Below are 13,816 nucleotides of genomic sequence, written 5' to 3' on the forward strand. Positions count from 1 at the left end.
TTTCCTTGTTCATCGATGGATAATCCGGAGCGACTGTCTAAAATGACAGCCCGTTTTGTCGAGCGATTTTCCGACATGAGCAATGACCTGACCCCTCGACAACAGCAAATTCTGGAGCTGATCAGGTCGCATATCCGCGAGACCGGGGTGCCGCCGACACGTGCCGAGATCGCCCGGACCTTCGGTTTTCGGTCCGCCAATGCCGCGGAAGATCATCTGCGCGCCTTGGCCCGGCACGGTGCGATCGAGCTGACGCGGGGTCGCTCGCGTGGTATCCGGCTTATCGATCACGCTCCCGCCCGTGAGGTCGCGCTGCCGATCATCGGGCGTGTCGCCGCCGGCAGTCCCATCCTGGCCGCCGCGCATATCGAGGACTGGTGCCCGGTCGATCCGGACCTGTTTCGTCCCTGCGCGGACTATCTGCTGCGGGTCCGCGGCAGGAGCATGTGCGATGCCGGCATCCTCGACGGAGATCTTCTGGCGGTTCATTCCACCTCGGAGGTCTGTGACGGCCAGATCGTGGTGGCACGGTTGGGTGACGAGGTGACGGTCAAGCGCCTGCATCGGCACGGGCACGGGGCCGACCGGGCCTATCTGTTGCCGGAGAATCCGAGCTTCGATCCGATCCTGGTCGATCTGCGCACGCAAGAGCTCGTCATCGAAGGGTTGGGGGTCGGTGTGATTCGGCGTTTCGCAAGCGGCGCGATTCAAGGGACGACCAGTGTGACTCCGGGCATCAACTGATTGGGGTCTTCGAGGACATGGCGATTGGCCTCGAACAGAGCACGCCATTGACTGCTGTCGCCGTAGCAACGGCTGCTGATCAGTGCCAATGAGTCGCTGGGGCGAACTCGGTAGGAGCCTTGCGCATCGAGCACCCGTGCCAGAGCGAGTTGGTGTCGGTGCAACAGCTTCTCGGCGTCGGCGATCGTCTGCTCGGCGGTCGCATCCCGTTTCGTGTCCGGAATCCGCAGCGTCTCGCGCAGCCTCTCATAGGCATCGCGGGCAGCCTGTCGTGCCTGCTCCGCATCGAGGGTGCCGCCGTCCTGTCGGGGAACCCGTGCGCGGAGCGCTTCGAACCGGCGTTCGAGTGCCTCGTGGGCCGTGGTCAGCGAGAGCCTGCGGGAATCGAGCTCGGAGAGCTGTCGGTCGCGCTCGCTCAGTGCCTTCTCGAGCTCCAGCAGCGCCTCTTTGAGGCGCTGCACCTCGCCGTTCAGGCGCTCGATCTCCTGGCTCCCCTCCGCAAGCCGGCGCTCCGCCTCCATACGGGCTTGGTCGGCGCTCTTGCGCGCATGGGCGGATTCCTTGAGTTTCCCCTCCATGCCGAGGAGACGTAGATTCATCTCCTCGATCTCGGCGTCGGGCGCGGCCGTCGGCTCCCGATCTGCCGACGGATCCTCGGCACCGCAGGCTGCAGCCGCAACGAGCAACATCAAGATCGCGTGAAATGCGCCGGTGTATCGAGAACGATCCCGGGTCATGTTGAGTCTCCTGGTGTCGTCTCGTCTCGTCTCGAGCTGTGATGCCCCGGATCTAAGCGACGCTCGGAAGCCCCGACAGGGCCATGGCGACCTCGTCCTCGGCATAGGTCAGATCCTTCAGCTTGCCGGCCAGGTAATCCGTATAGGCCTGCATGTCGAAGTTGCCGTGTCCGCAGAGGTTGAACAGGATCGTCTTGGCCTCGCCCGACTCGCGGCATTTCTCGGCCTCGACGATCGCGGCCTTTACGGCATGGTTGGCCTCGGGCGCCGGGACGATGCCCTCGGCTTTCGCGAACTGGATACCGGCGGCGAAACAATCCAGTTGATTGTAGGAGGTCGGCGTGATGTAGCCGAGCTTGGTCAGGTGGCTGATCTGTGGCGCCATGCCATGATAGCGCAGCCCGCCGGCATGGAAGCCGGGCGGCACAAAGCTGGAACCGAGCGTATACATCTTCACCAGCGGGGTCAGCTTTGCGGTATCGCCGTAGTCGTAGGCGAAGAGACCCTTGGTGAGGGTCGGGCAGGCCGATGGCTCGACGGCGATCAGCTCGATGTCGCGCCCGCCGCGCAGCTTCTCGCCCAGGAAGGGAAACGCGATGCCGGCAAAGTTGCTGCCGCCGCCGGTGCAGCCGATGATCATGTCCGGGTAGTCGCCGGCCATCTCCAGCTGCTTTTGCGCCTCCAGGCCGGTCACCGTCTGGTGCAGAAGGACGTGGTTCAGCACGCTGCCGAGCGCGTATTTGGTGTCGTCGCGCTGGGCGGCCAGCTCGACGGCCTCGCTGATGGCGATGCCGAGACTGCCGGTGCTGTCGGGATGCTCCGCGAGGATGGCACGCCCGGACGCGGTCGTGTCGCTCGGGCTGGCGATGCACTGGGCCCCGAAGGTCTCCATGAAGGCGCGTCGATACGGCTTGTGGTGGAAGCTCACCTTGACCATGTAGACGACGATCTCAAGGCCGAACATGGATCCTGCCAAGGCGAGCGACGAGCCCCATTGACCGGCCCCGGTCTCGGTGGTGATGCGTTTGACGCCTTCCTGTTTGTTGTAGAAGGCCTGCGGGATGGCGGTATTGGGCTTATGACTGCCGGCGGGGCTCACGCCCTCGTACTTGTAGTAGATCTTCGCCGGCGTCTTGAGCGCCTTCTCCAGTCGGCGTGCTCGGTACAACGGCGAGGGGCGCCACTGCCGATAGACCTCGCGCACCGGCTCGGGGATCTCGATCTCGCGCTCGGTGCTCATCTCCTGCTCGATGACGGCGCGCGGGAAGATGACCGCCAGATCGTCCGCCGTAATGGGCTGTTGGGTGCCCGGATGCAGGACCGGGTCGAGCGGGGTGGGGAGATCGGCGTTGATGTTGTACCAGGTACGCGGGAGATGCTGCTCGTCGAGCAGATACTTGACTGAGTCGCTCATGCTGTGGTCGGACCTCAGGGGTGAATGGGTAACCGGCTGTCGTTGCGGCCGGTCTCTAGCGTCCATCTGCAAGTGTGCCAGTTTTGTGACCGATCTTGAATCCCATCGGGGCACTGGCCATCGCGTCTCACCGAGATCGAGGACATCTCCAAGGCCAAACGCAAAATGAAAATTACGCATGTCGCTCCGGACGCGGTTTAGGATGAATGGGTACGAAGATCTGCGTCAGGATCTCGTTCTCATGCCCGACCGAGCGCGGGTCCTCCGCATAGACCTCGAGCGACGGCCGTGTGCGATCCTGCTTGATCCGGTACATCCGTAGGTGCGCCGTCAGGCTGTGCCAGGCGGATTCCAGGAAATCGTAGCTGCCCCTCAGCTCGGTCAGAAAGTAGCGCCCGCCGTCGAACTCCTTGACGAGGAGCTCGCCCGAGTCGGCTCCGTCCGGGATCGGCATTGCGAGATCGCAGACGAAGAGGCCCGCCTTGGCATCGACCTTGTGATACACAGTGAAGGGCTCCCCTGCGGGCGTAATCCCGAGGCCCTCGAGCTGAGCCGCCAAGCGTGGGAAACCCTCCTCCATGGCCGCGACCATGGCCTCCATGCTGCCGCTGAAGGGGATTGTGACGGCCCTTCGAGGCGCACGCTCGCAGGGGCCGACGAACCGAATCTCGGGATGCGCTGCGCTCGGGTCCAGATAGCCGTTCAGCATCGCGAGACCCAGGTCGTAATCCTTGGCGATGGCACGCGACATCGTCGGCACCATGAAACGCAGCCCGAAGGGCATCCGCCCCCGCATGCCCCAGGTCACCTCGGTGCCGCCATCCTGTTCCTTGAACTCCCACCACACATCGCTCTGGGCCTTGAAAGGGCGCCTGAAGACAATGCGCTGATCGATTCGATCCGGCGCTTGGAAGCGCACCTGCGTGAGGGTGCCGGCGCCGATGTGCTTGCCGTCCCAGCGATACGAGCCGCTCTCATGGTCGGGCTCGTCGCTGTAGGAAAGCTCGGCGCCGGGCTCATGCAGGAGCCAGGGACTCCAAGCCTTCCAGCTGCGCAGATCCCGGACCGCGTCGAACAGCCTCGGTCGGTCGACCCTCATCAACCGGGAGCGCTGGATTGCGAAGCTCGCGGGCAGTCGTGCGAGATGGACGATCACCGCTGCGATGATGAGCAGCGGCGGCAGCAGCAGAAGCAGGTAGAGCATAGTCATCCTCCGGCTGAGGCACGTGAGCTCGCGTCGAGCGTCCTATCGACGCCAGAAGCGCAACCCGGCGGTGGCGAGCAAAACCTCGCGCAGGAAAAAGAGCAGGGCTGCGATGAACGCAAGCATTGCGGCGATGAAAAGAAGCGCCACCAAGACGGCCGCGTCGAATGTCAAAAAGGCACCGAGGAAGAGGATCGCGATCACCGTCGACACCAGCAAGGCGGTGATGGTGCAGAGTCCGATCGAGAGCCCGATCAGCTTGGCGCGACGCGACAGCAGCTCAAGCTCGGGATCCGGAGCATCCGTCTCTGCAGGCTTCACGATGGCGTCGGCTTCAACCCGCCGTGCCCGATCCACGATGCGCGAGAGCCGATTGGTCATGACCGCAAGCATGGCCCCGATGCCCGAGAGCAGGAACACAGGCGCAACTGCAAGCTGGATGATTTGCGCGATGTCGGTGATCGGGGATTCCTGAATCACGTCGGTCCTTAATCGAGCGGCACGCGGCCGATAGCCGGATCGAAGCGGCGTCGTCCGGCACGGTTGGAGAGAAGTGCCTTACCGCTTGCGGTTCACGAACGTCTTGAGGCGCTGGCGATTCTTGATCTGGCTGGGGGTGAGCTTATTGCGGCGACCTGCGAAGGGATTGGTGCCGCTTTTGAACTCGATGCGCAAGGGTGTTCCGAGGAGCTTGAGCTCGCGCCTGAAGCGATTGATCAGATAGCGCCGGTAGGTGTCCGGGACCGACTCGGTCTGGTTGCCGTGGATGATGATGATGGGCGGGTTGCGTCCGCCTTGGTGGGCATAGCGCAGCTTGATGCGCCGTCCGTGCACCAGGGGCGGCTGATGCTCTTGGACGGCGTCCTCGAGGAGTCGCGTCAGCTCGGGTGTCGAGAGGTTGCGTGTGGCGTTGGCGTAGGCCTTCTCGACCTCGTCGAGCAGCAGGCCCACGCCGCTGCCGTGCAGGGCGGAGACCAGATGCATCTTGGCGAAATCGAGGAACGCGAGCTTGCGCGCGAACTGGGTCTTGATCTGCTCGCGTTGGTCGGGGGCCAGCCCGTCCCATTTATTGATCGCAACCACAAGTGCCCGCCCGCGCTCGATGATGTGTCCAGCGAGTGTGGCGTCCTGCTCGCCGACGCCCTCGTGGGCGTCGAGCACCAGGATAACGACGTTTGCCGCGTCGATCGCCTGGAGCGTCTTGATGACGCTGAACTTCTCGATGACGTCGTCGATCCGGGCGCGGCGGCGCATGCCCGCGGTGTCGATGAGAGTGTAGTGGCGACCTTGTTGTTCGAAGGGGACGAAGATGCTGTCGCGGGTGGTGCCCGGGCTGTCGAAGGTCACCAGCCGGTCGTCGCCGAGGATGCGGTTGATGAGTGTCGATTTGCCCGCGTTCGGGCGCCCGACGATCGCGACCCGGATGCCTTCCTCGGTGGCTGCGGCGTCCATCCCCTCACCGTCGGCCGCCGGGAATCCGGCGAAGACCGCGTCGATGAGATCCTGCACGCCGCGACCATGGGTAGCCGAGACCGCCATCGGCTCGCCGAGACCGAGCCGATGGAAGTCAGCGGTGGCGAGCACCGGGTCCATGGTGTCGCTTTTGTTGACCACCAGGCTGACCGCCTTGCCCATGCGGCGAAGCCTTGCGGCGATCTCGATGTCGCCGGGGGTGCACCCGTCGCGCGCGTCGACGAGGAAGAGCAGATGATCCGCCTCGTCGATCGCGAGCTGGACCTGGCGCTCCATCAGCGCCTCCACCCCGTCGACGGCCTGGCTGATGCCGCCGGTGTCGACGATGACATAACGGCTCGGTCCCACGACGCCGATCCCGTATTGGCGATCGCGGGTCAGGCCGGGAAAGTCCGCAACCAAGGCATCCCGCGTGTGTGTGAGACGATTGAAAAGTGTCGACTTGCCCACGTTGGGCCGGCCGATCAGGGTGATGACGGGCAGCATGCCGTTCAGGGGCTGGACTCCGGTGGTGCGGATCCCGGCGAATCGGCCGGTGCGGTGTCGACATCGCGCGAGGCGGCGCCTGCATCGGCGGGCGCGCTGCCGCGCAGTCCCATCTTGGCCGCGGGCGCACCGCCGATGCTCAATGCGGTCAGGGTACCGTCGTCGGCAAAGACATATAGGCGGTTGCCGACGACCAAGGGTCGTGCCGTAATCGCGCCTTTGCCGGTAATGCGGTTACGCCCGACCAGGCGACCGTCGTTGCGTGCGAGCAGGTGGACGTAGCCGTCGAGGTCGCCGACCGCGATCAGGTTGCCGACCAACGCGGGGGCGGTCACCTGACGGTAGCGCAGACCCTCTTGGCGCCAGCGTCCGGCGCCGTCGCTCGGGTCCGCGCCCCAGATCTGGTCGCTCGAGTCCGTGACGAAGAGGTCGGAGGTGTCGGCGGCGAGTCCCGCGTGTGCCGAGAGCTCGCGCCGCCAGACGACGGTGCCCGTCGTGATGTCGACCGCGGCCAGATCGCCGTTGTAGGAGCCGACGAAGGCAATGGTCCCGATGACGACCGGATCGGCATCGATGTCGGCGATGCGCGATAGCTCGGAACGCCCGCTCGGGCGCGTGATGGCGACTTCCCAGAGCGGAGTGCCGTCCGCCGGGTCGAGGTTCAGGAGCTTCCCGCCGGAAAGACCGACGAGGACCCCTGCGGGGGTGATGACCGGGCTGCTGCTGCCGCGCAGCGTGAGCACGGGTGCCGGAAAGTTGAGACGCCACTGCTGAGCGCCGGTGTCGGCGTCGATCCCGTAGATGCTGTCGTCCAGGGTGTGGACGATGACTTGGGCCGTGTCGGTGAGGCGCGGGACGGAGAGGACCTCGCTGCCGAGCTGTGTTCGCCACAACTCCTTGCCGTCGCTGCTCGAGAAGGCCAGGAGCTCGCCCCGGCTGGTGCCGATGACCACACGATCGCCCTTGACGTCGGGGCCGCCGCTGAAATGCAGATCGGTATCGCGCTCCCAAAGGACGCGGCCGCTGTCCGCGGCGACGGCGACCAGCCGACCGCGTGGATCGGCGACAAAGATGCGATTCTCGGAGATTGCCGGGACCAGGTAGAGCCGCCGTTCCCGGGTGCCGCGCGTGACCCGCTCGGACCAGAGAGTCGTCAAGCCGACCGTCTGCACGATCTCCGTGAGCTTGGTCGGCGGCGTAGGGTCCTTGTCGGCGCCGAGCCAGGGGAACATCCCGCAACCGCTCAACAAGCCGGTGAGCAGCAGCACCCCGAGACGGGCGGCGCCCGCTGTCGATTGCGTGACCATAGGCGGCTCTTTGACCACTATCCGGCTGCGGGGAGGTTGTCGAGCTTGAGGCGGAGCAACTGCGAAAACCCGGTCCCCTCGGCGATCGCCTGCTCGTAGGCTTCGCGTGCCCCGGCCGTGTCCCCGCGTGCTGCGGCGATATCGCCTCGCACCGCAGCAAAGTCGCCCGCAAATTCGGGGCTGGTATCGTAATCCGCAATGGTCTTGGCCGCCTCGTCCAATCGGCCCTCCGCGACCTGGATCCGCGCTAGGCGAAGCGCTGCGACGCGGGCCAGGGCCGGCTCCGGGGCGCCGCCGATCACCCCTGCCAAAGCGGTCATAGCCGCCTCGGCTTGGCCGGACTCGTAGAGCGCCTTCGCCTCGACCAGCGCTCCGAGCGCGGCATAGGGGGTGGATGAGAACTCGTCGTTCAGCATCCGGGCCTGGGTCACGACCGCCTCGGTCTGACCGGTGGCGGCGTTCGCGAGGACTTGGTCGAAGACCGTCGAGCCCTGAGCGGCGACGCTGTCGCGATAATCGCCCCAGTAACGCCAGCCGACGATCGCGCCCAGTCCGATGGCGATGCCCATGACGATCGCCACGCCGTTCTCTTTCCACCAAGTCTTGATGGCTTCGACTTTTTCGTCGTCGGTTTCGTAACTCACTTCTCTCTCCGTGGTGACGTGGATTCGCGTGCGGCTTGACCGGAGTCATCGCCTGCCGGCATCAATCCGGGATCGCGATCTCTCGGGCCAGAAAGCCGACCAAATCGTCGAACCCAAGCTCCTGTTGACCGCTCTCGTCGCGTAAGGGTTTGACGCCGACGATCCCCTGCGCCAGCTCCGCCTCGCCGAGGACGAGCGCGAAGGTTGCGCCGCTCCTGTCGGCCTTCTTGAACTGGCTCTTGAAGCTGCCGCCACCGCAATGGGACACGAGGCGCAGACGGGGCAGGGCATCGCGCAGACGCTCGGCCAGCAGCGGGGCCGCGAGCTGGGCCTGATCGCCGACCCCGACCAGGTAGGCATGCACCGCAGGCTCGCCGGCATGGCCTGCGAGCGCGAGCAGCTCCACCAGTCGCTCGAGGCCCAAGGCGAAGCCGACAGCCGGTGTCGCGCGGCCACCGAGCTGCTCGACCAGTCCGTCGTAGCGACCGCCCGCACAGACGGTGCCTTGGGCGCCGAGATCCTCGGTGATCCACTCGAACACCGTGCGGTTGTAATAGTCCAGCCCTCGCACTAGCCGCGGATTCAGTTGGTAGGGGATACCCGCCTGATCCAGACCGTGGCGGATGCCCTGAAAGTGCGCCAGGCTCTCCTCGCCGAGATGATCCATCAGCGTCGGTGCATCGGCGACGATCTTCTGTGTCTCAGGGTGTTTCGAGTCCAGGACGCGTAATGGGTTGGTGTGCAGACGCCGCAGACTCTCGGCGTCCAAATGCTCGCTGCGCGCCTCCAGGTAGGTCACCAGCTGCTCGCGATAGAGCCTGCGCTCCTCGGGGTCGCCGAGACTGTTGATCTCCAGGCGTAGCCCCGTCAGCCCGAGCGTGCGCCACAGGCGAGCGGTAAGCAGGATCAGCTCTAGATCGATATCCGGTCCCGTGAGCCCGAAGACCTCGGCACCGATCTGATTGAATTGCCGGTAACGGCCGCGTTGCGGACGCTCGTGGCGGAACATCGGGCCGCGATACCACAGGCGCTGGGGCTGCACGAGCAGCCCGTGCTCGATCGCGGCGCGCACGCAGCTGGCGGTCCCCTCCGGGCGCAGGCTCAAGCTCTCGCCGTTGCGATCCTCGAAGCTATACATCTCTTTCTCGACGATGTCGGTGACCTCGCCGATGGAGCGCTTGAACAGATCCGTGACCTCGAGGATCGGCGTGCGGATTTCGGCATACCCGTACCCGGCAAGAATCCTGCGCGCGGTGTCCTCGATACGATGCCAGGTGGCGACGGCCTCGGGCAGGATGTCGTGCATCCCCCGGATCGCCTGAATGTGTTTACCCATGTACGGTGGCTCGATGTCTGCGGGCGAGGGTCGGCGTGGTTCGGCGGCCGGGGCGCGCCGTCACTCGGGGGCCTCCGGATCGAGCGAGAAGCGCGCCACGTTGCCGCGCGAACGTGACTCCAAGTCAAAGGGTTTCCCGTCGACCGTCATGCTGCTGTTGTTGACCCGTCCCACGGTAAACCGGAACGGGCCCTGCCCGATGACCTCGCGCCGATCTCCGGCCGTCATCTCGCCGACAATGAGGCGCTCTCCGGCGGCATTACGCACTTCGAGCCACGAGGGGCCGGTAAACTCAAGAACAATACCCTTTTGCGCTGCCGCAGACGGGGCGAGAACGGGGGTATCGACCTGCGGATCGCTCGGCGCCTGATCGCGTGCCTCGGTCTGCGCTTGTGACGGCGGATCGACAGCAGGGCCCGGTGCGGTCTCGGGGACGGGGCGTGATAGCGCCTCCGACGTCAGCTCGGCATCCGGCACGGATGCCGGCAAGGCCAACGCGGCAGGTGTTTGCTGCGGAGTCGTTTCCGGAGGTTCCGCGGGCGAAGGCTCCGACGTTTCGGGGAAATCAGTGCGAGGCCGGTCCCTCAGGTCGGCCGATTCGGCACCAGCCTCGGACGCGCTTGCGTCCACTGACTCGGAAGCCGGTTCGAGAGCGATCGAATCCGGCTCGAACTCCGCCGTTTCGGTCTCGATCTCCGGCGCAACGTCGGGTCGGTCATGCCACCAGAGCGCGATCACGGCGATGACTGAGGCCGCCAGGGCAAAACTGATAAGGCGCACCAAAATCCGGGTTCCGCCCGAATCGAGATCCGAGCCCGAACTTGAACCCGACCCCGACATATGGCGCGACGGCGCGACGGCGTCCGTGTTTTCGGCATGGGCCTGGTAGGCCGCAATCAGCGGCGCCGGGTCAAGTCCGAGTGCCCGCGCGTAGTTGCGCAGATAGCCGGTGATGAAGACCGGGTCGGGCAAGAGGTCGAAGCGGTCCTGTTCGAGCGCCTCGATGACCTCGGGCTTGAGGTGTAGCTGTGCCGCGATCCGCTCGATCGCCAAGCCACGCGATTGGCGTTGCACCCGCAGGCGGCGCCCCGGGCTATCGCCGAATTCGACCACGTTTTGGTCGTTCGGGTCGGTCGATTGTGTCTGGTTTGTCACTCGTGAGGTCCCTACAGCTCGCGGGTCTCGGGTGTATCCGAAAAGCTTGCGCGCAATGCCTTCTCGTATTCGGCTGCGCGGGCTCGGTTACCTAGTGCACGTTCGGTTGTGACCGCGGCGGCGAGTGCATCCCGGGCCGTCGCCGGGGTGCGCAAGGTCGTCGGCTCGAAATAGCGGTCCAGATAGGCCTTCGCTCCCTGCATGTTGCCGCGTTTGAGCTCGATCTCCGCGAGCTTCACCAGCGCCGGTCCGAAGCCGGGGTTGGCGGTGACGGCAGCGCGATAGTAGCCTTCCGCCTTGGCCGCGTCACCGGCGCTGCCCGCACAGGTGCCCGCATTGGTCATCGCAACCCAAGGCGTCGAGTAGAGTGGATTGTCCAGTGCCTTTTTGAAGTAGACATCCGCCTCCGCATAACGCTTTTGTCGACACTGATAAGCGCCGAAAGCATAGAGGACATCCGAGTTGTTCGGTGCGAGCTTGACGGCGCGCTCGTAGTGGGTGGCCGCAAGGTCGGGTTTGCCCATCTCTTCGTACATGAAGGCGAGCCACACGTGGGCCTTGGGGTAATTCTTGTCGGCTTCGATCGCCTGTTGGGCGCGACGGAAGGCGACCTCGGTCTGGCCGCGGTTGTAGTACTCCTCGGCCATCTCGACGTAAAGCGACGCGGGGCTGTCCTGCGGATCGAGCCCGAGCGGATCGGTCGTCTGCTGTGTTACTTTGCTCGCGCATCCGACCAAGCCCAGACAAAGCGCGCCCGGGACCAGGACGGCATGCGTTACGAGGCGGACGGCGAGATGGCTCGTCATGGCGTCGCCGCCTTCCCGGCCAGAATCCTGCGGTCCGGTTGGATCTCCGCCGGCATCGCGACCGCGACGCGCCCGAGCCGACGTGTGCGATCCTCGACCCGCCCGACAAGCTGCCCACAGGCGGCGGCGATCTCGTCGCCGCGCGTCTTGCGGGTCATGGTGAAGATGCCGGCGCCGGCGAGCCGCGCGCGAAAGGCTTCGATGCGCTCGGGTGGCGAGGTGCCGTACTGGTTTCCGGGGAAGGGATTGAAGGGGATCAGGTTGACCTTCGACGGGATCCCCTCGAGCAAGCGGATCATCTGCTTGGCGTGCGCAAGGCTGTCGTTGATGCCGTCGAGCATCACGTATTCCCAGGTGATGCGGCGGCGCTTGTCGGTGCCCACGTAAGCCTTGCAGGCCGGCAGCAGCGCGGCGAGCGGGTACTTGCGGTTGATCGGCACCAACTCGTCGCGCAGGGCATCGTTCGGCGCATGCAGCGAGACGGCCAGCGAGACATCGCTCACCTCGCGCAGCCGGTAGATGTTCGGGACGATGCCCGAGGTGCTGAGGGTCAGGCGCGTCTTCGCGATCATGTAGGCGAAATCGTCCTGCATGATATCCATGGCCTTGACCACCGCGTCGAAGTTGGCGAGCGGCTCGCCCATGCCCATCATGACCACGTTGGACGGTGCCGACCCCATCTGCCGTGTGGCATGCCAGATTTGACCGGCGATCTCCCCGACCGTCAAGTTGCGGTTGAACCCCTGGGTGGCGGTTGCGCAAAAAGAACAATTCAGTGCGCAACCCACTTGCGAGGAGACGCAGATGGTTGTGCGGCGTCCCTCCGGGATGAAGACGGTCTCGATACGTTGGCCGTCTTCAAGCTCCATGATCCACTTGATGGTTCCGTCCGCCGACGGTTCGTCATGGATGATCCGCGGAAGGCGGATCTCGGCGGTCTCGCGCAGCGCATCGCGCAGCGCCCTCGAGAGATCCGTCATGGCGTCGTAGTCGACGACGCCGTGCTTGTGGATCCATTTGAAGAGGCTGCGGCCGTGAAACGCCTTGAAACCGAGCCCGAGCACCAGTCTCTCGCAGTCGGCAAGATTCAGGTCGAGTAGATTGGGCTTGAGCTCGGCGTTGGCCACGGGGATCCTCAGCGGGTGCGCGGGCAGACGCCTTCCGGGAAGAAGAAGGCGATCTCGACGGCCGCGGTATCCGCGGCATCCGAACCGTGCGCCGCGTTTTCGGTGAATGAATCGGCGAAGTCGGCACGGATGGTGCCGGGCGCAGCATTGGCCGGGTTGGTCGCACCCATGATGTCGCGATTCTTCGCAACCGCGTCTTCGCCTTCGAGGACCTGAACCATCACCGGACCCGAGGTCATGAACGCGACCAGCTCGTCGAAGAAAGGCTTGCCCTGGTGGATGCCGTAGAAGGCCGAAGCCTGCTCCTTGCTCATGTGGAGCATCCGCGCGGCGACGATGTGCAGCCCGGCTGCTTCGAAACGGCTCAGGATGGCGCCGATGGCGTTTTTTGCCACCGCATTGGGTTTGATGATGGACAGGGTCTGCTCGATGGCCATGGTGCTTCCAAATAGAGGGTTCGTAAAGAGGTTGGGTCGGATCGTCGGAATCGCGAGCCGGAGTACTCGGGGCAATCTGCCCGTCGGCTCGCCGCGCGACCCGCCCCCGTCGGAGACTTGAGTGGATTGCAAAGTCTACCGATCGCGAACGCCTCGAGCAACGCCGGCTCAGCCAATGTCCGGCGTGAGCGGCGTTGCAAGGCGTCGGCGATCGCCGATCCGGATTTGGACCCCTCGGGCGGTTGGGCGGATAATCGGCCGACCTCCATCTGCACGCAAACGGTTTTCCGGATGACTCATTTCGATGTCTTCAACGGTGACGCCGACGGTCTCTGTGCCCTGCAGCAACTGCGCTTGGCCGAGCCGATCGAGAGCATCCTGGTCACCGGCGTAAAACGCGACATCGCCCTGCTCGATCGAGTCGAGGCGGTCAAGGGCGACCGGGTCACCGCCCTCGATATCTCGTTCGACAAGAATCGCGGGGCGGTCGAGCGACTGCTGGGGCAGGGTGCGCGCATCCGCTATTTCGATCACCACTTCGCCGGCGAGATCCCGACCCACCCGGCGCTGGATGTCCACATCGAGACGCTGCCCGACAAGGGAACCAGTCTGCTGGTCGACGACTTTCTTCAGGGCTCGCAACGCGCATGGGCCGTGGTCGGGACCTTCGGGGACAACTTCGACGCGTCAGCCCGTCGAGCCGCCAAGCCTCTGGAGCTGACCGACGGGGAGCTCGGTCTGCTGCGCGATCTCGGCATCGTTCTGAATTACAACGGTTACGGCGAGACGGTCGACGACCTCTTGTTCGCCCCGGAGGTGCTTTTCCGCAGCCTGCAGCCCTACGCCGATCCCCTGACCTTCATCATCGAGGATCCGACGTTTGCCGCCCTGCGTGACGGCTATGCCGACGACATGGCCCGGGCACGCGCTGTGGCCCCTGCGTTCC

General features: G+C 65.1%; 14 protein-coding genes. 2 read left to right on the forward strand and 12 right to left on the reverse strand.

Going from position 1 to position 13,816, the window contains the following annotated elements; translation table 11 throughout:
* The first annotated feature begins 75 nt into the window (after positions 1-75).
* Entirely contained in the window at positions 76-744 is a 669-nt protein-coding gene (lexA, locus tag GPT33_RS01940; protein WP_296805389.1) for a transcriptional repressor LexA, read from the forward strand.
* On the opposite strand, the gene GPT33_RS01945 is transcribed toward lexA, so the two are convergent.
* The 12 genes from GPT33_RS01945 to ndk all read right to left on the reverse strand — a co-directional run bounded on the left by GPT33_RS01945 (position 708) and on the right by ndk (position 12,870).
* Positions 708-1,481: a LysM peptidoglycan-binding domain-containing protein gene (locus GPT33_RS01945; protein WP_296805391.1), complete on the reverse strand. Its 774-nt coding sequence runs from the start codon at positions 1,479-1,481 to the stop codon at positions 708-710. The two genes, lexA and GPT33_RS01945, sit on opposite strands and share 37 nt — an antisense overlap.
* A 52-nt stretch (positions 1,482-1,533) precedes the next feature.
* Positions 1,534-2,895, reverse strand: a complete 1,362-nt coding sequence (locus GPT33_RS01950; RefSeq protein ID WP_296805393.1) for a TrpB-like pyridoxal phosphate-dependent enzyme — start codon at positions 2,893-2,895, stop codon at positions 1,534-1,536.
* Between the two features lie 172 nt (positions 2,896-3,067).
* A complete protein-coding gene (locus GPT33_RS01955) occupies positions 3,068-4,099 on the reverse strand; it encodes an SRPBCC family protein (protein WP_296805395.1) in 1,032 nt (343 codons plus the stop codon).
* A gap of 42 nt (positions 4,100-4,141) precedes the next feature.
* Positions 4,142-4,579, reverse strand: a complete 438-nt coding sequence (locus GPT33_RS01960) for a DUF2721 domain-containing protein (protein WP_296805397.1) — start codon at positions 4,577-4,579, stop codon at positions 4,142-4,144.
* Between the two features lie 78 nt (positions 4,580-4,657).
* Positions 4,658-6,058 (reverse strand): ribosome biogenesis GTPase Der, encoded by a 1,401-nt coding sequence (der, locus tag GPT33_RS01965; RefSeq protein WP_296805399.1) that lies wholly within the window; start codon positions 6,056-6,058, stop codon positions 4,658-4,660.
* A gap of 5 nt (positions 6,059-6,063) precedes the next feature.
* Positions 6,064-7,365: an outer membrane protein assembly factor BamB gene (gene bamB / locus GPT33_RS01970; RefSeq protein WP_296805401.1), complete on the reverse strand. Its 1,302-nt coding sequence runs from the start codon at positions 7,363-7,365 to the stop codon at positions 6,064-6,066.
* 17 nt (positions 7,366-7,382) lie between these two features.
* Complete coding sequence (locus GPT33_RS01975; protein ID WP_296805403.1) at positions 7,383-8,009, reverse strand: tetratricopeptide repeat protein; 627 nt, start codon at positions 8,007-8,009, stop codon at positions 7,383-7,385.
* 61 nt (positions 8,010-8,070) lie between these two features.
* Entirely contained in the window at positions 8,071-9,345 is a 1,275-nt protein-coding gene (hisS, locus tag GPT33_RS01980; RefSeq protein ID WP_296805405.1) for a histidine--tRNA ligase, read from the reverse strand.
* A gap of 60 nt (positions 9,346-9,405) precedes the next feature.
* Positions 9,406-10,500, reverse strand: coding sequence for a RodZ domain-containing protein (locus GPT33_RS01985; RefSeq protein ID WP_296805407.1), 1,095 nt, complete (start codon positions 10,498-10,500; stop codon positions 9,406-9,408).
* 11 nt (positions 10,501-10,511) lie between these two features.
* Positions 10,512-11,306 (reverse strand): type IV pilus biogenesis/stability protein PilW, encoded by a 795-nt coding sequence (pilW, locus tag GPT33_RS01990; RefSeq protein ID WP_296805408.1) that lies wholly within the window; start codon positions 11,304-11,306, stop codon positions 10,512-10,514.
* The gene (rlmN, locus tag GPT33_RS01995; RefSeq protein WP_296805411.1) at positions 11,303-12,433 is read right to left on the reverse strand and encodes a 23S rRNA (adenine(2503)-C(2))-methyltransferase RlmN; all 1,131 of its coding nucleotides are present in this window, start codon (positions 12,431-12,433) and stop codon (positions 11,303-11,305) included. The genes pilW and rlmN overlap by 4 nt, the downstream gene beginning before the upstream one ends.
* An 8-nt stretch (positions 12,434-12,441) precedes the next feature.
* Positions 12,442-12,870: a nucleoside-diphosphate kinase gene (gene ndk, locus GPT33_RS02000; protein WP_296805413.1), complete on the reverse strand. Its 429-nt coding sequence runs from the start codon at positions 12,868-12,870 to the stop codon at positions 12,442-12,444.
* Positions 12,871-13,161: 291 nt separating this feature from the next.
* Here ndk and GPT33_RS02005 point away from each other — a divergent pair.
* Positions 13,162-13,816 (forward strand): acetyltransferase (locus tag GPT33_RS02005; RefSeq protein ID WP_296805415.1); only part of this gene is annotated, 655 nt, incomplete at its 3' end.

The sequence above is a fragment of the Thiocapsa sp. genome (assembly GCF_011390875.1).
Taxonomy (GTDB): Bacteria; Pseudomonadota; Gammaproteobacteria; order Chromatiales; family Chromatiaceae; genus Thiocapsa.